The sequence below is a fragment of the Mycobacterium sp. UM_Kg1 genome, assembly GCF_000972925.1.
GTDB classification, from domain to species: Bacteria; Actinomycetota; Actinomycetes; order Mycobacteriales; family Mycobacteriaceae; genus Mycobacterium; species Mycobacterium hiberniae.
This window is the reverse complement of sequence record NZ_JRMK01000079.1, coordinates 1-20,561: the sequence shown is the minus strand read 5'-3', so window position 1 is coordinate 20,561 and position 20,561 is coordinate 1. Positions and strand designations below refer to the sequence as shown.

The window sequence follows — 20,561 nt, the reverse complement described above, 5'->3', positions numbered from 1 at the left end:
GAACGGGTCATGGACGAAGAAGTTCAGGTTCAGCGTCTTGGCGGCCCGGAACGGGTCGATGCGGGCGGTCTCGTAGTCGGGCAGCAGCATCATGTCCGATTCGTGGATGGACTGGAATCCACGGATCGAGGACCCGTCGAAGGCCAGCCCATCCTCGAAGACGCTCGCATCCAGCGCGGCGGCCGGGATGGTCAGATGCTGCATCTGACCGGGCAGGTCGCAGAACCGGATGTCGACGTACTCCACGTTCTCGTCGGCGACGAGCTTGAGAATGTCGTCGGCCGTCTTGTCGGTCACAGAACTGTTCTCCTCCGCTGGTAGCCCCCGCAGCCGGGGTTTCCGGCGCTGACGTTACGCAACCTCGGGTTGCCCCGCCGACGCCGGGTCGCCGTTACGGTCCGCCTATCGTAGGGGCCATGAGCCGCACGTTCTCCTCGTGGTTGTCGGGGCCGGAGTCGGCCGCTTCCGGCGGCCCCGACACCGCCCCCGGCCAGCGCCTGGGCCTGCCCCCCAGCGGCCCCGGCTCGCTGGCTCCGACGGGGCGGCGCCTGGCGGCGCTGGCCCTCGACTGGCTGGTCGGCTATGGGCTGGCCGGTCTGGGCGTGGCAGCAGGTGTGGTGACCCCGGAGTATCTGGCGACGGTGGTGCTCGGGATCTGGCTGGTGCTCGGCGTGGCCGCCGTGCGGCTGTTCGGATTCACCCCGGGGCAGTACGCCTGCGGGTTACGGGTGGTCCCGGTGGACGGGCCCGGCCTGGGCATCGGGTTGGGCCGGGCAGCGGTGCGCGGACTGCTGATCGCCCTGGTGGTTCCGGCGCTGTTCACCGACGCCGACGGGCGCGGGCTGCAGGACCGGGCCACCTCGACCGCGGTGGTGCGCAGCCGCTGAACGCTGAGGCTAGCGCCGGCGCACCGCACGCGAAACGCCGCGCACCTTCGCGCCGCCGGGCAGCGGTCCCTTGGGCATGGCCGCGGGCCCGCTGCGCGAACTGAGCGCGGCCAGCCGCGACTCCAGCGAGTCCATCTGCTTGGTCGAGATGTTGGCCGGCAACTTGGTCAGGAACCGCTCCAGCTTGGCCAGCGGCACCTCGCCCTCGCCGTTGCCCACCACCACGTCGTAGATCGGCACGTCGCCGACCAGCCGGGCGGTGCGCTTCTTCTCCTGGGCGAGCAGTGGCTTGAGCCGGCTGGGGGAACCTTCGGCGACGAAGATGACGCCCGGGCGCCCGATCACCCGATGCACGGCGTCGAGCTGGCCGGTGGCGGCCACGCCGGGGGTGACGCGCCATTTGCCGCGTAGGTTCTCCAGCGCCCACGCCGCCGCCCCGGCCTGCCCCTCGGCCTTGCGGTAAACCGACCGTTGCGCGCGCCGACCGAAGATCACGAAGGCGACCAGGGCGCCCAGCACCAGGCCCAGCGGAATGGTCGTCACCTTGGCGAAGGTGCCGCCGTTGAGCGCCAGCGCGGTTGTCACCCCGACGACCAGCACGAAGGCGCCGGCCATGTAGGGCACCAGCCGCTTGTCCTCTTTGCGCTGGAGCTGGAACGCCTGCCACAGCTGGGCACGGCGCTGCCTGCTGGCGTTCTTGCGGGCGGCTTTCGCCTCCGCCCGGGCAGCCTTGTTCTCGGCGGTGTTGCGCGGTCTGGGCATAGCTACCAAGGATACGCAGCCGGGCCCGCCGCCCCCCGGGGCCGTCAGCCGGCCGAGGTGCACCGGCCGCTGTTCGCCCGATTCTCCAGCGCCTGCTGGTAGAGCCGCCCGGCGCGATACGACGAGCGCACCAGCGGGCCGGACATCACCCCGGCAAAGCCCAGCTGCTCGGCGTAGCGGGCGTGCTCGACGAACTCCTCGGGCTTGACCCAGCGCTCGATCGGATGATGCCGAGCGGTGGGGCGCAGGTACTGGGTGATGGTGACCAGCTCGGCGCCCGCCTCGTACAGGTCCGACAGTGCCGCCCGGATCTCTTCGGGGGTCTCGCCCATGCCGAGGATGAGGTTGCTCTTGGCCACCAGGCCGGCGTCGCGGGCCTGCGTCAACACGTTCAGGCTGCGCTCGTAGGAGAATCCCGGCCGGATCAACTTGAAGATGCGCGGCACGGTTTCGACGTTGTGTGCCAGCACTTCGGGACGGGAGTCGAACACCTCACCGAGCAACTCGGGCCGTCCGCCGAAATCGGGGATCAACAGCTCCACACCCGTCGACGGGTTCAGTGCCTTGATGGCGCGCACCGTCTCGGCATACAGCCAGGAGCCCTGATCGGGCAGATCGTCACGGGCGACACCGGTGACCGTCGAATACCGCAACCCCATCGACTGCACGCTCTCGGCGACCCGGCGCGGCTCGTCGCGGTCCAGCTCGGGCGGCTTGCCGGATTTGATGAGGCAGAACGAGCAGTTCCGGGTGCAGACCTCGCCGCCGATCAGGAAGGTGGCCTCGCGGTCCTCCCAGCACTCGTAGATGTTGGGGCAGCCGGCTTCCTCGCAGACCGTGTGCAGTTTGTCCTTCTTCACCAAGACCTTCAGGTCGGTGTAGTTAGGCCCCATTCGCGCACGGGTTTTGATCCACGCGGGCTTGCGTTCGATCGGCGTCTCGGCGTTGCGTGCTTCGGCACGGCTTAACCTACGGCCTTCTCCGACGGCGCTCACGTGGTCGATGTTACGCGCGGAGCCGAATGGTCGCGCACCGGCAGGACACCGTCGAGAGCGTCGACGACTGTTCCTGCCACCGCCTGCCGCACATCCTCGACGCCGATGTCACAACCCAACTCCGCCGACAGCGAAGTCACTCCGGCGTCGGTGATCCCGCACGGCACGATCGAGCCGAACGCACTGAGATCGCAGTCACAATTGATCGCGAATCCGTGCAGCGTGGTGGCGCGGGCCACCCGCACGCCTATCGCGGCGATCTTGCGGGCCGGCCGGCCGCTCCCGGCGGGCAGCCACACCCCGGACCTTCCCTGCACCCGAGTTGTGTTCAGGCCCAGGTTGTTACACACCTCGATGAGTGATTCTTCAAGACGCCGAACGTAATTCACCACGTCCAGCGGCTCGGCCAGGCCGATCACCGGGTAGCCGACCAGCTGGCCCGGGCCGTGCCAGGTGATCTTTCCGCCCCGGTCGGTGTCGACCACCGGGGTGCCGTCCACCGGGCGTTCCTGCGGTTCGGTGCGGCGACCGGCGGTATAGACGGGGGGATGCTCCAGCAGCAGCAGTGTGTCCGGCCCCCCGGCCGCCCGGGCCTCGGCCAGGTCGCGTTGCAGTTGCCAGGCGGCGCTGTAGTCCAGGGTGCCCAGCTGGCGCACCTCGATCGGCTCGGCGCTGGACCGGATGGACACCATGCTCGCAGGCTACCCGCCGCGCTGCCGCTACAGCGGGGTCGGCCGGGAAGTGGCGTAGGCCAGGGCCTCGCCGACGGTGGGGTGCTCGAAACGGAAACCCGCCTGTTCCAGCACGGCCGGGATCGCCCGCTGCCCGGTGAGCAGGCTTTCGGCGAACTCGCCGAGGCCGGCCCGCACCGCGAAACCGGGCAGCAGCATCGGGGCGCGGCGGCCCACTGCCCGCCCCAGCGCGGCGGTGAACTCGGTGTTGGTCACCGGGGCCGGACCGGTCAGATTCACCGGGCCGGACACCGTGTCGTGGGCAATCGCGAACAGCAGTGCGCGCACTTCGTCGACCATGCTGATCCACGACATGTACTGCCGGCCGTTGCCGATCCGGGCGCCCAGTCCCCAGGAGAACAACGGCTGCAGGCGCCCCACCACGCCGCCCGCGGGCGAGAGCACGATGCCCGTACGAGCCAGCACCACGCGAACCCCGGACTGCTGTGCGGTCGCGGTCGCCGCCTCCCAGTCTTGGGCGAGCTGGGCCAGGAAATCCGTTCCCCCCGGTGCGGATTCGTCTACGGTTCGGCTGCCGGTGTCGCCGTAGTAGCCGACGCCGCTGGCATTGACCAGCACCGGGATGCCGGCCTCGGCGGCCGCTGCCGACAGCACCTCGGTGGGGGCGATCCGGCTGTCGCGCAGGCTCTGCTTGAACGCACCCGACCAGCGCCGGTCGCCCACGCCCACGCCGCAGAGGTTGACCACGGCGTCGACGCCGGCGAGCGCACCGACATCGATGTCGCCGGCGGCCGGATCCCACTGCAGCTCACCGGCGCCGGCCGGGGCGCGCCGCACGATCCGCAGCACCTGATGACCCTCGGCGCGCAACGCCGAGACCAGCGCCGAGCCGATCAGTCCGGATGACCCGGCGATCGCGACGACAGGGTTACCCACAGCTCAATCCTTTTGCAGCGCTTCTCGCCTCGGGCCGTCAGAGACCCAGGTCCGCCTCGAAAGCCGCTTCTTCGAGCCGGTTTTTGATCGTGGTGACGAACCGGCCCGCGTCGGCGCCGTCGATCAGGCGGTGGTCATAGGTCAGCGGCAGGTAGCAGACCGAGCGCACCCCGATCGATTCGTTGCCGGCGTCGTCGACGATGACCCTGGGCCGCTTGACGATGGCACCGGTTCCCAGCATGGCGGCCTGCGGCGGCACCAGGATCGGGGTGTCGAACAGCGCGCCCTGGCTGCCGATGTTGGTGATCGTGAAGGTGCCCCCGGACAACTCGTCGGGCTTGAGGTTCCCGGAGCGGGCCCGCGCGGCGATGTCGGCGATGGCCCGCGCCAGTCCGGCCAGCGAAAGGTCACCGGCGTTGTGCACCACCGGGGACAGCAGTCCCTGCTCGGTGTCCACCGCGAAGCCCAGGTGCTCGGCGTCGTAGTAGGTGATCTCGCCGGCGTCCTCGTTGTAGCTGGCGTTGACGTTCGGGTGGGCCTTGAGGGCGTCGATCACCGCCCGGGCGATGAACGGCAGGTAGGTCAGGTTCACGCCCTCGCGCTCGGCGAAGTCGGCCTTGGCCCGGGCCCGCAACGCCACGATCTTGGTCATGTCGACCTCGTGGGTCTGGGTGAGCTGGGCGGTGGCCTGCAGCGATTCCCGGGTCTTCTTGGCGGTGATCTGGCGAATCCGGTTGGCCTTGGCGGTGGTGCCACGCAGGTGCGCCAGCGCGGAGGCGGGGGCCGCCGCTGCCGGGCGCGAGGCGGCCGGTGCCGCCGGTGCCGACGCAGCGGCCGGTTCCCTGCGCTGCTGGGCCTGCTGCTCGGCGAAGGCCAGCACGTCCTGCTTGCGGATGCGCCCGCCGACCCCGGTGCCGGTGACCAGGCTCAGGTCCACGTTGTTGTCCGCGGCGAGCTTGCGCACCAGCGGGGTCACGTAGCGCGCGGCCTCGCCGTCCTGGGCCGGTGCGGCAGCGGGCTGCGCCGGTGCGGGTTCGGGCTTGGCCTGCGGCGCAGGTGCGGGCGCCGGCTCGGGCTTGGCCTGGGGCGCAGGTGCCGGTGCGGGCTCGGGCTGGGGCTCCGGCTGGGCCTGGGGTTCGGGGGTCGCAGGTGCGGGGGCCGCCGGCTCGGGCGTGGGCGCGGGTGCGGCAGCCGGGCTGCCCGAACCGATGCGGGCCAGCTCTCCGCCGACCTCGACGGTGGTGTCCTCGCCCGCGGTGATCGACAGCAGGGTTCCGGCCACCGGCGACGGGATCTCGGTGTCGACCTTGTCGGTGGAGACCTCCACCAGCGGCTCGTCGATCTCGACGCTGTCACCCACCTGCTTGAGCCAGCGCGTCACGGTGCCCTCGGTGACCGACTCGCCCAACTCCGGCATCAGCACCGGGGTGCCGTCTCCGGCGGGGGCCTCCTGGGCAGCGGGTGCGGCGGGCGCGGGTGCGGCCGGTGCTTCGGCAGCCGGCGTCGGCTCCTCGGCGGCGGGGGCCGGTGCTTCGGCGGCGGGAGCCGGCGCCTGAGCCTCCGGTTCAGCCGGCGCCGAGGTGTTCTCACCGGCCTCGCTGATCACCGCCAGCTCGCCGCCGACCTCGACCGTGGTGTCCTCACCGGCGATGATCTTGGTCAGCACACCCGATGCCGGCGACGGGATCTCGGTGTCGACCTTGTCGGTGGAGACTTCCAGCAGCGCCTCGTCGACCTCGACGGTGTCGCCTTCCTGCTTGAGCCAGCGGGTCACCGTCCCTTCCGTGACGCTCTCACCGAGGGCGGGCATCTGGACTGAGAAGGCCATCGTTGTTGACTCCTTGCTCGATCGATCGCTGCACGTCGTCCTCTGGATACCACAGAGTGGCGGGGCGAGGGCGGTGCCCAGGTGGACTGTCGAAACCATCCTGTCATTGCGGGCCTTGCCCGCACGCACCGAGGTGGCGGTGCAACGCCGTGCGCCGCCGTGCGCTACGGCACGGCGAGCGCTGCGCCCCAAGCCCGTCTGGCGGGCTCGGCCGCCGTCAGCCGTTCGCGGCGATGTCTTCCAGCACCGCGAACATGGTGCGCGTCGGCACCCCGGTGCCGCCCTTTCCGGTGTACCCCCACGGGCCGCCGGAGTTGTACGCCGGCCCGGCGACGTCGATGTGCACCCACTCGACACCGTCGGCCACGAACTCACGCAGGTACACCCCGGCCACCAGCATGCCCGCGAAACGCTGGCCGCTGACGTTGGCCAAGTCGGCCACCGTCGACTTCAGGTCGTCCTTGAGTTCATCCGGCAGCGGCATCGGCCAACCGTTCTCGCCGACGGCCTGCGAGATCGCCGCCACCCGGTCGCGGAAATCCTCCGAGCCCATCACCCCGGGGATACGCGCGCCGAGCGCCACCGTCTGCGCGCCGGTCAGCGTCGAGGTCTCGATGAGATAGTCCGGGTCGTCCTCGCACGCCCGGACGATCGCATCGGCCAGGATCAGGCGGCCCTCGGCGTCGGTGTTGAGCACCTCGACGGTGGTGCCGCCGTACTGGGTCAGCACGTCGCCCGGGCGCTGGGCGGTCGACGACGGCATGTTCTCGGCCATCGGCACCGTTGCCGTCACATCGAGCGGAAGGCCGCGGCGGGCGGCCAGCACCACCGTGGCGATCACGGCGGCCGCCCCGCCCATGTCGGAGGTCATGTGGTGCATCGAGGCGGCCGGCTTGATCGAGATACCGCCGGTGTCGAACGTGATGCCCTTGCCGACCAGCGCCACCTTCTTGGCGCCGTCCGGATCGGCCGCCAGGCGCGATCCGCGGTGAATCAACCGCACCAGTCGCGGCGGGCGTGCCGAACCCTGGCCCACCCCGATCACGCCGCCGAATCCGGCGTCGGCCAGCGCCGCCTCGTCGAGCACCTCGACCTCCAGCCCGGCGGCCTCGCCCAGCGCCCGGGCGCGCTCGGCGAACTCGGCCGGATACAGGTGGCTCGGCGGGGTGTTGACCAGATCGCGGGCGGTGGTGACCGCCGCGGCGATGTCGGCTCCCCGGGCGGCGCTCGCTTCGGCCCCGGCCGCCGACGTCAGCACCGTGAGGCTCTGCAGGCCGGGATCCTTCGGGGCCGTCTTGTCGCTGCGGAACGCGGTGAACCGGTAGGCCCCCAGCAGTATTCCCTCGACGCCGGCGGCCACCAGGTCGTCCTCGCCCTGGCCGGGCAACCCGCTCAGCGCGCTGATCGCCGCGGTCGTGCCGTTCAGCGAGCGGGCCGCGGTTCCGGCGGCGCGGCGCACCACGTCGGCCGGCCAGGATTCCCGGGCCTTGCCCAGGCCCACGGTCAGCACGCTGGCCACCGGAAGCGACGTCACGACCAGCCGGTTGACCTGCTCGCTGCCGCCCTTGGCGCCCAGGGCGCTCAGCGCGGCCTCGATCTCGGCGACCGCCTCGGCGGGCAGCGCGGGCTCGGTGGCGGCGACGACGGCGCCGCGCTCACCGGACTGTTCGCCCGGCTCGGATTCGTCGCCGGCCGAGACCACCGGCACGATCAACACCGCCTGGTCGGCGTCGGCGGGCAGTGAGTCGGCGACGGTGACGGTGGGGGCAGGGGAGTGGTGTTCGGTGCTCACAAGCACTCACCCTAACGATCGGCGTGCGGGTGCAGCTGGTATGCCGGGACGGGTTCGTCGAATCCTTTGAGTGTCAGGGGATCCTGAACTGTCGCCGGCCAGTTCGGGAGTTCGGCGCGCACGCAGGACGAGGCGAGTACCTGTCCGGGTGCGGCGACGTCCACCAGGCGAGCGGCCAGATTGACCGGAGTGCCGAAGTAGTCGCCGTTGAGCGAGATGATCTCGCCGTAGCCCAAGCCGGCGCGCACCTGCAGGCCGGCCGCGCGGGCCCTCGGGTGGTTGACCAGGTCGATCGCCGCTCTGGCCAGCAGTTCCCCGGTCGCGCTCACCCACATCACCGCGTCGCCGATGAACTTGACCACCCGTCCGCCGTCGCGGTGCACCACGTCGGCGACGGTGGCGGTGAAATCGGTCAGCAGCTCGGCCAGGTCGGTGGAGCTGAGCACCCTGGTCAGGGCGGTGAAGCCGGTCAGGTCGGCGAACCCCACGCCGCACATCAGGCCCATCGTCGGCCCGCCGGACAGGCCCTCCAGGAAGGTGCGAAGGGTGACCTGGTGCTGGCGGTGCACGGCGTCGATCATGGCGCCGATGCGCGGGATGTACTCCGCGACCGAGCGCCAGGCCCGGGCGGTGCGCAGCTCGTCGCGGGTGTGACCGAGCCACATGTCGGGTTCGCTGAGCCGGATCATCGACGACTCGGCCTCGGCCAGCCGCGCCATCGTGGCCCCCAACACCCGCAGGAAGCCGTCCACGGGCTCGCCGAGAAAGGACCGCATCTGGCGCCAGGTGGCCAGGGCGTCGACGTCGGCCTGGCTCAGCGCGGCGGTGTCCGGGCTGGGGACGGTGAGCCCGAGCATCCGCCAGGCCTGGGCCACCTCGTCCACCGGCACGTCGAGGGCCTCGGCGGCCGTCCGCAGGGTGTGGATCGGGGGACCCGAGCGGCCCACGGCGTCGCCGGCCAGGCCGAACAGCCTGCCCTGGCGCTCGGCCGCCACCATCTCCTCGGCGGTGAACCCCAGACCGTCGAGGTATTCGATGAGGCCGGCGCGGGCCCTGGCATCGGCGATGCCGGCGGCTTCGAGCGCATCCCAATCCACCATTTAAGTGTGCCCACTAGGCTGGTTCGTCGTGAGCGAACTGCAACACGGACCCCTGGAAGACCGGCACCGCGCCCTGGGCGCCAGCTTCGCCGAGTTCGGCGGCTGGCTGATGCCGGTGTCCTACGCCGGTACCGTCGCCGAGCACAACGCGACCCGCAACACCGTGGGCCTGTTCGATGTCAGTCACCTCGGTAAGGCGACCGTGCGGGGTGCGGGAGCGGCCGCGTTCGTCAACGCCACGCTGACCAACGACCTCGGCCGGATCTCCCCGGGGCAGGCGCAATACACGTTGTGCTGCAACGAATCCGGCGGCGTCATCGATGACCTGATCGCCTACTACGTCGCCGACGACGAGATCTTCCTGGTGCCCAACGCCGCCAACACCGCGGCGGTGGTCTCGGTTCTGCAGGAGGTGGCGCCGGCCGGGGTGACGATCACCGACGAGCACCGCTCGCGGGCGGTGCTGGCGGTGCAGGGCCCGCGATCGGCCGAGGTGGTGGCCGGGCTCGGGCTGCCCACCGAGATGGACTACATGGCGTTCGCCGACGCGGACTTCGCCGGGGTGGCAGTCCGGGTGTGCCGGTCGGGCTACACCGGCGAACACGGCTTCGAGCTGCTGCCGGAGTGGGATTCCGCGGAGGTGGTGTTCGACGCGCTGGTGGCCGCCGTGGCGGAGGCCGGCGGTGAGCTTGCGGGCCTGGGCGCCCGCGACACGCTGCGCACCGAGATGGGTTACCCGCTGCACGGTCACGAACTGTCGCCGACCATTTCTCCGCTGCAGGCCCGCTGCGGCTGGGCGATCGGCTGGAAGAAGGAATCCTTCCTGGGCCGCGACGCGCTGCTGGCCGAGAAGGCGGCCGGTCCCACGCGGCTGTTGCGGGGGCTGCGCGCCACCGGCCGCGGGGTGTTGCGTGCCGACTTGGCGGTGCTCGACGGTGACCGCCGGGTGGGGGTCACCACCTCGGGCACGTTCTCGCCGACGCTCAAGACCGGTATCGCGCTGGCGCTGATCGACGTCGACGCGGGCGTGGCGGACGGCGCGCAGCTCGCCGTCGACGTGCGGGGCCGTGCGGTCGAGTGCGAGGTGGTGACCCCGCCGTTCGTCACAGCAAAAACCCGCTAGCGCACCGGTTATACAATCGCTGCATGACGAGCAGCCTCCTCGACTTCCACGTGTCGGTCACCACCAACCCGACGCCCGACGAGGTGCGCGAATCCATTTTGACTGAGCCGGGTTTCGGCAAGTACCACACCGATCACATGGTGTCGATCGACTACACCGCGGACGCAGGTTGGCACAATGCGCGGGTCATTCCCTACGGACCCATCGAATTGGACCCGTCGGCCATCGTTTTGCACTACGCACAGGAAGTGTTCGAAGGGCTCAAGGCCTACCGGTGGACCGACGGATCGATCGTCTCGTTCCGGCCCGAGGCCAACGCCGCCCGGATGCGGGCGTCGTCGCGGCGGCTGGCCATCCCGGAGCTGCCCGACGAGCTGTTCATCGAGTCGCTGCGGCAGCTGATCGCGGTGGACGCGGCCTGGGTGCCGGCTGCCGGCGGTGAGGAGTCGCTGTACCTGCGCCCGTTCGTCTTCGCCACCGAGCCCGGGCTGGGAGTGCGCCCGTCAAACGAGTACCGCTGCCTGGTGATGGCCTCGCCGGCCGGGGCGTATTTCAAGGGCGGGATCAAGCCGGTCAGCGTGTGGTTGTCCACCGAGTACGTGCGGGCCTGCCCGGGCGGGACCGGCGCCGCGAAGTTCGGGGGCAACTATGCGGCGTCGCTGGTCGCCCAGGCCCAGGCCGCCGAACATGGCTGCGACCAGGTGGTGTGGCTCGATGCCGCCGAGCGGCGCTACGTCGAAGAGATGGGTGGCATGAACCTGTTCTTCGTGTTCGGCACCGGTGGCTCGGCGCGGCTGGTGACGCCCGAGCTGTCCGGCTCGCTGCTGCCCGGCATCACCCGGGACTCCTTGCTGCAGTTGGCCACCGATGCCGGCTTCAGCGTCGAAGAGCGCAAGATCGACGTCAGCGAATGGCAGAAGAAGGCCGCATCGGGGGAGATCACCGAGGTGTTCGCCTGCGGGACGGCCGCGGTCATCACGCCCGTGTCGCACGTCAAGTCCGCGGACGGCGAGTTCACCATCGCCGACGGTCAGCCCGGTGAGGTCACCATGGCGTTGCGCGACACCCTGACCGGAATCCAGCGCGGCACCTTCGCCGACACCCACGGGTGGATGGCCCGGCTGGACTAACCCGGAACGCCCGGTGAGCCGGGCGTTCCGTCGGCGCCGCCCAGACCACCATTACCGCCTGAGGCACCGGCGCCGTCGGTGGTGCTGCCGCCGGCACCGCCCACACCGCCGGCTCCGCTGGCGCCCGGATGAGCGACACCGCCGGCCCCGCCGGTTCCCCCCCAGCCGCCCGTGGCGGTGCCCTGGACCGCGGTGGTCGCATTGCCGCCGGCGCCGCCGTCGCCACCCACACCGCCGGTGACATCGTTGTAGCCGTCGGCTCCCGCGTCGACCAAGCCGTCAGCGGTGCCGCCGACGCCGCCGGTCCCGCCACCGCCGCCGTGGGCGCCTTGCCCGAGCACGGTGGTACTTCCAGCCGTGGCGTCGCCGCCCGCGCCGCCGACGCCGCCATTTCCACCGGTGCCGCCGTTGAAGGCCATGCCGCCGGCGCCCCCGGTCCCGCCGTGACCCCCCTTCCCGAAGCCGCCTCCAAGGGTGCGGATTCCCGTGCCGTCCCCGCCGGAACCACCGGCCCCACCGACGCCGCCGGTGCTGCCGCTTCCGATGCCGCGGCCGCCCTCGCCACCAGTCCCGCCGGTGCCGCCCACCCCGGCGATGCGGCCGAAGGTGTCGAGGCCGCTGCCGGTGCCACCGACACCGCCTGTACCGCCCGCGCCGCCGGTGCCGCCAGCACTGCCAGCGCCGCCCCCGCCGCCGCCGCCACCACCAGCGGTGGCGCCCAAGGCGGCGGCGGCACCGATGCCGCCCACACCGCCCACGCCGCCGCTGTCGGCGCCGCCGCGACCACCGTTGCCGCCTGCGCCGGTGCCTGCGGTGCCGAACCCCGATGGCCCACCGGCGCCGCCGGCGGCACCGATCGCACCGCCGCTGCCGTTGCCGCCTGCGCCCCCGTCGCCGCCCGCGCCGCCGAACTCACCGGCGCCGCCCCATGCGCCCCCGTTACCGCGGCCTGCGGAGTAGCCGGCGGCGTAGGCGTCTCCGCCATTGCCGCCGTTGCCGCCGGCGCCGCCGGTGCCGGAATATCTGCCATCGGGGCCGGTCCCGCTTTGCCCCCCTTGCCAGCCGACTCCGCCAGAGCCGCCGTGTCCGGAGGTGGTGCCGCCGTTGCCGCCGCTGCCGCCGTTGCCACCGAGACCGCCATAGCCGCCGTCACCGCCGTTGCCGGCGGCGCCCGCGGACCCGCCGTCGCCGCCGTTGCCGCCGGCTCCGCCGATGCCACCGTCACCGAAGAGCGCGAAGGTCGTCCCTCCGTTTCCGCCGTACCAGCCGTCACCGCCCACTGCGCCGGCCGCGCCGTTGCCGCCGTCCCCGCCGTGCCCGCCGGTTCCGCCGTTGCCGAACAGCCAGCTCACCGCATCGCCGCCGTCGCCGCCAGAGGCGCCGTTGAAGCCGTTGGCGCCGTCGCCGCCGTCGCCGCCGTCGCCACCGTGGCCCATGAAGGTCCCGCCGTTGCCGCCGTCCCCGCCGTCGCCGGGATAGTTGCCGGAGCCGAATCCGCCGCCGCGGCCGCCGTCGCCGCCGTTGCCGAAGAATCCGGCGTTGCCGCCGGCGCCGCCCCAGCCGCCGACAGCGGTGCCGCCGTCGCCGCCGTCGCCGAACCACAGTCCGCCGGCGCCGCCCATGGCCTGCTCGTTGGTGCCGCCGTCGATGCCGTCGGCGCCGTTGCCGATCAGCAGTTGGCCGTTGCCGAAGGTGTCATTGATCCAGCCGCTGATCGCGATGCCCGACGGGGTGGCCAGCCAGTCCTGGCCGGCTTGGTACAGCGGGGCATAGACCCAGGTCTCGAAAAGCTCTGCCAGGGTGGGGTCGCCCGCGGCAGCCGGGCCGAGCGCGCTGTCGGGGCCGCTGAAGCTGCTCAAGAAGCTGCCCCAGTCTGCTGTTTCGAGCCCGGCGGTGTTCTCCCCGGCCAGCCACGACCAGGAGGCCGGGTCGACTATGTCGACGATCCAATCGAACGGATCGGCCTGGGCCGGTGCGCCGGCCAGTGGGCACATGCCGAACGCCATGAAGGCGCCGGCCGTGCCGCCCAGCCCCAGCAGCCTGGTGGAGCGGCGGGGGTGGTTGAAGAGGGTGGGTTGGTTGGTGCGCCGCCGATGAAGTCGCTGAAGGTCCATGATCCGCTCCTCATGATTCTGACCGTCTGATCAGCGCCGACGCTATGGTCGTTCACAGGATGCGGATGCAGTAGTGCACTACTGCAGTTTGGGCTGGATCACCAGCGCGGACGCACGAGGTGGCCGCTGGCGCGCTCCGGTGCCGCGAGCGACGGCATCGCGGCGGAAAACGCGGGGTGGTCAGCGGCGCAGGTCGGGGGGGCCGCCGACGCGATCGGCCAGCGGAGGCAGATCCTCGGCCATCTCGTGCCAGTAGGTGGCGTCATCCCAGTCATCGAAGGGGCCGTCGATCATCGCCTTACGTGATTCACGGCTTCGCTTGCTGTAGTTGTGATGACGCCCCATCTGATCTCCCCCTTGTGTTAACGGTGCATGTTAACGTTCGTTCCACAATACACGCAATAGCGGGTCGGGGAACCACTCAATCGGAGAATAATCCGCCAGGCCGGACAGTTTCGGAAAATGCGGCAGGCTGGGCCGGAGCCGTCAGAGTGCGGCCATCGTCACCGCGGCTACCGCGGTGGCCCCCTCCACGACCGCGCCCAGCACATCGCCGGTGATCCCGCCGAAACGGCGCACGCAGTGCCGGACCAGGGCGATCGAACAGCCCAGGGCCAGGGTCACGGCTACCGGCCCATGCCACGGCTGCGCACCGGCGGGGACCGCCGCCGCGATCAGCGCCGCAACCCAGGCTGCCGCCACCGGCAACGGCTGGCTGCCGGCCACCGTCGCGCCGAGCACGCTGCCCTCGGCCGCGGGCACCGAACGCCGGCAGGCCAGCACGGCGGCCACCCGGCCCGCGCACACCGCGAGCACGATCTGCCCGGCGCCCAGCAGCGGGAACGCCGTCGCCTGCAATCCGATCACCAGCACCACGGCAACCACCCCGAACGGGCCGGTCGCACCTTCGCGCATCACCTGTAGCGCCTGCGCGGCAGGCCGGTAGCAACCCAATCCGTCGGCGGTGTCGGCCACCCCGTCGATGTGCAGGCCCCGGGTGGCGGCCAGCAGCGCCGCCACCGCCAGCAGCCCCGTCACCGGGCTGCCCGGTCCGAAGGCCAGCCCGCCGGCCCACACCACGCCCGCCGCCAGCGCCCCCAGCGCGGCGCCGATCACCGGCAACGCCGTCAGCGCGCCACGGCCCGGCGGGCCGGTCATGGCCCCGGGGAGCCGCAGCGCCGTGCCGAATCCCGCCGCGGCGGCCAGCGACCGGATCACCCGGACGCCCCGTCGGCCGGTCCGGACACCCCCGCCTCGGTGAAAGTGGACATCGACGCCAACGCCGAAACCGCGGCGCGCAGCACCGGGAGGGCAACCGCGGCGCCGGTGCCCTCGCCCAGCCGCATCTGCAGGTCGAGGATCGGTTCGGTGCCCAGTGCGGCGCACGCCAGCGCGTGTGCCGGCTCGGGGGAGCGGTGACCGGCCTGCCACCAGGCCCGGGCGCCGGGGGCCAGCCGATCGGCCACCAGGGCAGCGGCCGTGGAAGCCAGGCCGTCGAGCAGCACCGGGGTGCGGCGCACCGCTGCCTGGGCGCAGAAGCCGGCCAGCGCCGCCAAGTCGGCGCCGCCGCAGCAGCGCAGCAGTCCGATCGGGTCCGCGTGCTGCGGGCGCGACCGGAACAGCGCGTCGCGCACCGCCGCGGTCTTGCGGGCCCAGCCGGCATCATCGATCCCGGTCCCGTGCCCGACCGCCTCAGCGGGCTCGGCGCCGGTCAGCGCGGCGACCAATGTCGTTGCGACGGTGGTGTTTCCGATTCCCATGTCGCCGGGTATCAGCAGGTCGGCCCCGCTGTCGACCTCCTCGTCGGCAATCCGCCGGCCCGCCTCGAGCGCGGCAAGCACCTCGTCGTGGGTCAGGGCGTCCTCGCAGGTGATGTCGCCGCTGCCGCGGCGCACCCGGTAGGCGCTCAGTGTCCCGTCCGGGTCACCGGGGATCGGCCCCGCGACGGCCATGTCCACCACGCGCACCCCGGCCCCGCCGACGGCGGCCAGCGCGTTGACGGCCGCCCCGCCACGGTCGATGTTGGCGACCATCTGTGCCGTCACCTCCGGGGGATAGGCCGACACCCGTCCGCGCGTCACGCCGTGATCGCCGGCGAACACCACGATGCGGACGCGTTCGAACTGTCGCGGCGGGCACTGCCCCTGGCAGGCCGCCACCCAGACCGCCAGCGCCTCCAGGCGCCCCAGCGAACCCGGTGGCTTGGTCAGCGAGTTCTGCCGGGCGCGGGCGGCGGTCGCCGCCGCGGCATCGGGCGGGCTGACCGGGGGGAAATCCATCGCTGTCGGTGGCCGGGCAGCGCTCTAGGTGAGGCGTTCGCCGCGCCGCACCTGCGGGCGCGGGGCCCGCATGCGACGCACCGTCGACGCACGGCCTGCGGCGTAGAGCCCCAGCCGCCAACGGCTTTCGGTGTTGTCCGGGAACTTTTCGTCGACCAGGCGGCCGACCTTGCGGGCCACCAGCACACCGTCGAGCGCCATCAGGAGCATCAACAGCATCATCGCCGGCGAGATGTAGTACTGCACCTGCGGCAGAGCCATCATGATGAACATCAGCCCCAGCGCCACCGGCATGAACAGGCCCAGCAAGTTGTAGCGGGAGTCGACGATGTCGCGAGCGTAGCGGCGCACCGGGCCCCGGTCGCGTTCCAGCAGTGCCGACTCGTCGCCGGCCAGCATCCGCTCCCGCCGTTCGGCCATGCGCTCCCGGCGCTCTGCCTTGGCGATCCGGCGTTCCTCTTTGCTCAGCTTCGGGCCGGCCAGCGACTTGCGCCGGGCCCGGGCCTCCGCGGCGGTCATCGGAGCCGGTGCCACCGGACCGCGCCGCTTTCCGGAGCTGCGCTTGGGGGTAGGCCGGCCCTTGGGGGCGGTGCCGCCGCCACGGGCGGAGTCCGCCGTCCCGGCGCCGTCGAGAGAGACGGCGGAGACCGCGGACTCAGCGGACTGAGCCTCGTCTTTTCTGCGCCCCGGCACTTTCACGCCCGCCAGATTACTTGTCCGGCCCGCCCGGCCTTCGCCGCCGTCCGTCCGGCTTTATAGCCTGCGCTGATGGGTGATCACCCGGATCCCGGCGGCGCGGCCGGTGGAACGTCGCTGCGGGTCCTGATCGCACCGGACTGCTACGGCGACAGTCTGACGGCCCGGCAGGCGGCCGCCGCCATAGCGACCGGCTGGTGTCGCAGCCGCCCCCAGGACCGGCTGGTGATCGCACCGCAGTCCGACGGCGGCCCCGGCTTCGTCGAGGTGCTGGCCGCCACGGTGGGCACGGTGCGCCGGTCGCGGGTCAGCGGGCCGCTGGCGCAGCGCCTCGACGTGGAATGGGTCTGGGCCGCCGAAACCGGCACCGCCTACCTGGAGTGTGCCCAGGCTTGCGGGCTGGCCCGGCTGGGCGAACCCGCATCGCCGCAGACGGCGCTGGCGGCCCACAGTCGCGGAGTCGGGCAGCTCGTCGCCGCGGCGCTGGCCGCCGGGGCGCAGCGGGTCGTGGTCGGGCTCGGCGGGAGTGCCTGCACCGACGGCGGTCGCGGCATGGTCGAGGAACTGGGCGGCCTGAGCGCCGGTCGACGGCGGCTGGCCGGCATCGAGCTGGTCGCCGCCTGCGACGTCGAGCACCCGCTGCTGGGTCCCCGGGGTTGTGCCCGGGTGTTCGGGCCGCAGAAGGGCGCCGACCCGGCCACCGTGGCCGTCCTGGAGCGCCGGCTTGCCGCCTGGGCACCCGAGCTGGACGCCGCCGCCGGATGGCCGGTCAGCGCGGCGCCGGGTGCGGGTGCGGCCGGGGGGATCGGTGCGGCGCTGCTCGCGCTGAGCGGCACCGTCGAATCCGGTGCGCAGATCGTGGCGCGGCACACCGGCCTGGCGGCCGCGCTCGCCGACACCGACGTCCTGGTGACCGGCGAGGGGCGCCTCGACGAGTCGTCGCTGAACGGAAAGGTGGTCGGCGCCCTGGCGACCGCGGCGCGAGCGCGGGCCATTCCGGTGCTGGTGCTGGCCGGTCAGGTCGCCCTGGACGAACCGGCGTGGCGGCGCGCCGGCGTGGCGACGGCCCGGGCGATCGCCGAGTACGCCGGTTCGGTGCCGCTGGCGCTGGCCGACGCGGCGAATCAGCTGATCGGTCTGAGTGCGGCCACCGCAGCCCAGTTCGGCGATCGTGGGCAGAATCCGCCCGGCTCGCCGCGTCGGTAGGGAACACGTTGGCGCAGGGTATCGTTGCTGAAGTGGGCTTGAACTCCGGGCGTCGGGGTGGGGCCCGCCCCCATGACAATCGCAGTAGGGAGACGCAATGACTGTTCAAGATCAGTCGACCACCGAGTCTCACGGAGTCGTTTTGACCGATGAGGCCGCGGCCAAGGTCAAGGCGCTGCTGGAGCAGGAGGGCCGTGACGACCTGACCCTGCGGATCTCGGTCCAGCCGGGCGGCTGCGCGGGCCTGCGCTACAACCTGTTCTTCGACGACCGCACCCTCGACGGTGACCTGGTCGCGGAGTTCAACGGCGTGACGCTCACTGTGGACCGGATGAGCGCGCCGTACCTGCAGGGTGCGGAGATCGGCTACGCCGACCAGATCGACAAGCAGGGCTTCACCATCGAGAACCCCAACGCCGGCGGCTCCTGCTCGTGCGGCGACTCGTTCAACTGAGCACCTGACGGGCGATAGCAGTCCGGGTGCGGCGGCTCGCCGCAATCGGGCTGTCAGAACCTCAGCGTCGGCGGCCGGTAGCTGCCCGGCGGCGAGCCGGTGACACCGGACCGCTACCGTGGGTACCCACATCCAGGCCCATGGTGACGAAACGAGGGGGATAGTTCAGTGACGATTGCGGTGACCGGTTCGATCGCGACCGACCATCTGATGCGCTTTCCGGGTCGGTTCTCCGAACAACTGCTGGCCGATCACCTGCAGAAGGTCTCGCTGAGCTTCCTGGTCGATGACCTGGTGGTGCATCGCGGCGGCGTGGCCGGCAACATCGCCTTCGCCATCGGTGTGCTCGGCGGAGACGCCGCGCTGGTGGGCGCCGCGGGCGCCGACTTCGCCGACTACCGGCAGTGGCTGGTGTCGCACGGCGTCAACTGCGACCACGTGCTGACCTCGACGACCGCGCACACCGCCCGGTTCGTGTGCACCACCGACGTCGACATGGCCCAGATCGCGTCGTTCTACCCGGGCGCGATGTCGGAGGCCCGTAACATCTCGCTGGCCGAGCTGGTCGAGGCCGCCGGGAAGCCGGAGCTGGTGATCGTCGGGGCCAATGACCCCGAGGCGATGTTCTTGCACACCGAGGAGTGCCGCAAGCTGGGCCTGGCGTTCGCCGCCGACCCGTCGCAGCAGTTGGCGCGGCTGACCGGCGAGGAGATCCGCAAGCTCATCGACGGCGCCACCTACCTGTTCACCAACGACTACGAGTGGGACCTGCTGCTGTCCAAGACCGGCTGGACCGAGGCCGACGTCATGAAGCAGGTCGGCCTGCGGGTGACCACCCTGGGTGGCGACGGTGTCGACATCGTCTCCCCGGACGGCTCCCGCGTGCACGTCGGTGTGGTGCCGGAGAAGTCCCAGACCGACCCGACCGGCGTCGGCGACGCCTTCCGCGCCGGTTTCCTGACCGGTCGCAGCGCGGGGCTGAACCTGGAGCGGTCCGCGCAGCTCGGTTCGCTGGTGGCGGTGCTGGTGCTGGAGTCCACCGGGACCCAGGAGTGGACGTGGGACCGCGCCACCGCGGTGAGCCGGCTGGCAGACGCCTACGGCGACGCCGCCGCGGCCGAGATCGACGCCGCGCTCAAGTAATCCACGTTGACGCTGCGCTCACCAGGCACAAGTGCGAGTAGGTGCCCTGGTGGGCGCAGAGTGAACGGGCGCCCGGCCGGCCGCTAGCTAGAGCCGCACCGGGTATTCCGGCTCCTTGATGTCGGGCACCACGCTGTGCTCGACGAAGATGGCGTGCCAGAGCATGAAGATCAGCACGGTCCACAACCGGCGGCTGTGATCGGCGGCGCCGGTGCGGTGTTCGTCGAGCATCGAACGCACCGCGGCCACATCGACCAGGTGATCGGCGCCGGTGGCGTCCACCATCGCGTACGCCCACTCCACCAGCTCACCGGCCCGCAGCCAGTGCCGCAACGGCACCGGGAAGCCCAGCTTGGGCCGGTGCAGCACATGCGCGGGAATGATCGGCTCCAGCGCCCGCCGCAGCGCGTACTTGGTGGTGGTGCGGGTGATCTTGGCCGACACCGGAAGCCGGGATGCCACCGCGAAGACCTCGGGGTCCAGGAACGGCACCCGCAGCTCCAGGGAGTTGGCCATCGTCATCTTGTCGGCTTTGACCAGGATGTCGCCGCGCAGCCAGGTGAACAGGTCGAGGTGCTGCATGCGGGCCACCGGGTCCCAGCCGACCGATTCGGCGTACACCGGCGCGGTCACGTCGGTATGGGTCCAGTCGGGGCGAAAGCCCGGCAATACGGCCCGGAGTTGCTCGTCGGAGAAACTGCGCGCGTTGCCGTAGTAGCGCTCCTCGAGCGTCAGCGAGCCGCGGTGCAGCAGGCTCTTACCGCGCATCCCCTCGGGCAGCGGTCGCGACGCGCGGCCCAGCGACCGGCGCACCGGTGCGGGCAGGTAGTCGAACGGGCGCAGGGACAGCGGCTCGCGGTAGATCGTGTACCCGCCGAACAACTCGTCGGCGCCCTCGCCGGAGAGCACCACCTTGACGTGTTTGCGGGCCTCGGCGGCGATGAAGTACAGCGGCACCAGCGCCGGGTCGGCGACCGGGTCGTCGAGGTACCACACGATCTCGGGCAGCGCGGCCACGAACTCGGCCGGGCTGACCACCTTGACCACGTGGCGGGCGCCGATCGCCTCGGCGGACGCCGCGGCCACGTCGATCTCGGAGAACCCTTCTCGCTCGAACCCGGTGGTGAAGGTGATCAGCTTGGGGTTGTGCCGCATCGCCAGCGCGGCGATCGCGGTCGAGTCGATGCCGCCGGACAGGAACGCGCCCACGGTGACGTCGGCGCGCATGTGCTTGGCCACCGAGTCCTCGAGCACCGCGGTGATCTCGTCGTAGCGCGCCTGCTCGGTGTCGCGGGTGATCGGCGTGGCGTCGAACCGCGGCCGGAAGTAGCGGGTGGTCTGCGGCGCGTCGCCGGGCCGAATACGGGCGTAGCAGCCCGACTCCAGCCGCCGGATCCCGCGATGCAGCGTCTCGGGCTCGGGCA

General features: G+C 71.8%; 19 protein-coding genes. 6 read left to right on the top strand and 13 right to left on the bottom strand.

Features of this window, described 5'->3' with window-relative positions:
- Positions 1-297, bottom strand: a 297-nt coding sequence (locus LI92_RS13350) for a glutamine synthetase beta-grasp domain-containing protein (protein ID WP_046319605.1), incomplete at its 3' end; no start/stop codon positions are given.
- Between the two features lie 119 nt (positions 298-416).
- Here LI92_RS13350 and LI92_RS13345 point away from each other — a divergent pair.
- Positions 417-887, top strand: coding sequence for an RDD family protein (locus LI92_RS13345; protein ID WP_046319603.1), 471 nt, complete (start codon positions 417-419; stop codon positions 885-887).
- 9 nt (positions 888-896) lie between these two features.
- On the opposite strand, the gene LI92_RS13340 is transcribed toward LI92_RS13345, so the two are convergent.
- The 7 genes from LI92_RS13340 to LI92_RS13310 form a co-directional block, all read right to left on the bottom strand.
- Positions 897-1,649 carry a DUF4191 domain-containing protein gene (locus tag LI92_RS13340; RefSeq protein ID WP_046319600.1) on the bottom strand — a complete coding sequence of 251 codons (753 nt, stop codon included), beginning with the start codon at positions 1,647-1,649 and terminating at the stop codon, positions 897-899.
- 44 nt (positions 1,650-1,693) lie between these two features.
- The gene (locus tag LI92_RS13335) at positions 1,694-2,644 is read right to left on the bottom strand and encodes a lipoyl synthase (protein WP_046319597.1); all 951 of its coding nucleotides are present in this window, start codon (positions 2,642-2,644) and stop codon (positions 1,694-1,696) included.
- Complete coding sequence (gene lipB / locus LI92_RS13330) at positions 2,641-3,336, bottom strand: lipoyl(octanoyl) transferase LipB (RefSeq protein WP_046319595.1); 696 nt, start codon at positions 3,334-3,336, stop codon at positions 2,641-2,643. The genes LI92_RS13335 and lipB overlap by 4 nt, the downstream gene beginning before the upstream one ends.
- Before the next feature lie 27 nt (positions 3,337-3,363).
- Entirely contained in the window at positions 3,364-4,272 is a 909-nt protein-coding gene (locus tag LI92_RS13325) for a TIGR01777 family oxidoreductase (RefSeq protein WP_046319593.1), read from the bottom strand.
- 37 nt (positions 4,273-4,309) lie between these two features.
- The gene (gene sucB, locus LI92_RS13320; protein WP_046319591.1) at positions 4,310-6,100 is read right to left on the bottom strand and encodes a 2-oxoglutarate dehydrogenase, E2 component, dihydrolipoamide succinyltransferase; all 1,791 of its coding nucleotides are present in this window, start codon (positions 6,098-6,100) and stop codon (positions 4,310-4,312) included.
- Positions 6,101-6,317: 217 nt separating this feature from the next.
- Entirely contained in the window at positions 6,318-7,892 is a 1,575-nt protein-coding gene (locus LI92_RS13315; RefSeq protein ID WP_046319588.1) for a leucyl aminopeptidase, read from the bottom strand.
- A gap of 11 nt (positions 7,893-7,903) precedes the next feature.
- A complete protein-coding gene (locus LI92_RS13310) occupies positions 7,904-8,992 on the bottom strand; it encodes an adenylate/guanylate cyclase domain-containing protein (protein ID WP_046319586.1) in 1,089 nt (362 codons plus the stop codon).
- Positions 8,993-9,020: 28 nt separating this feature from the next.
- Here LI92_RS13310 and gcvT point away from each other — a divergent pair, with 28 nt between their 5' ends.
- The gene (gene gcvT / locus LI92_RS13305; RefSeq protein WP_046319584.1) at positions 9,021-10,115 is read left to right on the top strand and encodes a glycine cleavage system aminomethyltransferase GcvT; all 1,095 of its coding nucleotides are present in this window, start codon (positions 9,021-9,023) and stop codon (positions 10,113-10,115) included.
- A 23-nt stretch (positions 10,116-10,138) separates the two neighbouring features.
- Complete coding sequence (locus LI92_RS13300; RefSeq protein WP_046319583.1) at positions 10,139-11,245, top strand: branched-chain amino acid aminotransferase; 1,107 nt, start codon at positions 10,139-10,141, stop codon at positions 11,243-11,245.
- Here LI92_RS13300 and LI92_RS23780 read toward each other — a convergent pair.
- The 4 genes from LI92_RS23780 to LI92_RS13280 all read right to left on the bottom strand — a co-directional run bounded on the left by LI92_RS23780 (position 11,242) and on the right by LI92_RS13280 (position 16,337).
- Positions 11,242-13,359: a hypothetical protein gene (locus LI92_RS23780; protein ID WP_192830049.1), complete on the bottom strand. Its 2,118-nt coding sequence runs from the start codon at positions 13,357-13,359 to the stop codon at positions 11,242-11,244. The genes LI92_RS13300 and LI92_RS23780 overlap by 4 nt on opposite strands.
- A 486-nt stretch (positions 13,360-13,845) precedes the next feature.
- Complete coding sequence (locus LI92_RS13290) at positions 13,846-14,577, bottom strand: adenosylcobinamide-GDP ribazoletransferase (RefSeq protein ID WP_046319582.1); 732 nt, start codon at positions 14,575-14,577, stop codon at positions 13,846-13,848.
- Positions 14,574-15,638, bottom strand: a complete 1,065-nt coding sequence (gene cobT, locus LI92_RS13285; protein WP_046319580.1) for a nicotinate-nucleotide--dimethylbenzimidazole phosphoribosyltransferase — start codon at positions 15,636-15,638, stop codon at positions 14,574-14,576. The genes LI92_RS13290 and cobT overlap by 4 nt, the downstream gene beginning before the upstream one ends.
- Before the next feature lie 24 nt (positions 15,639-15,662).
- Entirely contained in the window at positions 15,663-16,337 is a 675-nt protein-coding gene (locus tag LI92_RS13280; protein WP_046319579.1) for a DUF3043 domain-containing protein, read from the bottom strand.
- Positions 16,338-16,451: 114 nt separating this feature from the next.
- Here LI92_RS13280 and LI92_RS13275 point away from each other — a divergent pair, with 114 nt between their 5' ends.
- The 3 genes from LI92_RS13275 (at position 16,452) to LI92_RS13265 (ending at position 19,137) form a co-directional block, all read left to right on the top strand.
- The gene (locus LI92_RS13275) at positions 16,452-17,540 is read left to right on the top strand and encodes a glycerate kinase family protein (RefSeq protein ID WP_052740789.1); all 1,089 of its coding nucleotides are present in this window, start codon (positions 16,452-16,454) and stop codon (positions 17,538-17,540) included.
- 97 nt (positions 17,541-17,637) lie between these two features.
- Positions 17,638-17,994 (top strand): HesB/IscA family protein, encoded by a 357-nt coding sequence (locus LI92_RS13270; RefSeq protein WP_046319575.1) that lies wholly within the window; start codon positions 17,638-17,640, stop codon positions 17,992-17,994.
- Between the two features lie 168 nt (positions 17,995-18,162).
- Positions 18,163-19,137: a carbohydrate kinase family protein gene (locus tag LI92_RS13265; protein WP_046319574.1), complete on the top strand. Its 975-nt coding sequence runs from the start codon at positions 18,163-18,165 to the stop codon at positions 19,135-19,137.
- Between the two features lie 87 nt (positions 19,138-19,224).
- Here LI92_RS13265 and LI92_RS13260 read toward each other — a convergent pair.
- Positions 19,225-20,561, bottom strand: a 1,337-nt coding sequence (locus LI92_RS13260) for an asparagine synthetase B family protein (RefSeq protein WP_046319573.1), incomplete at its 5' end; no start/stop codon positions are given.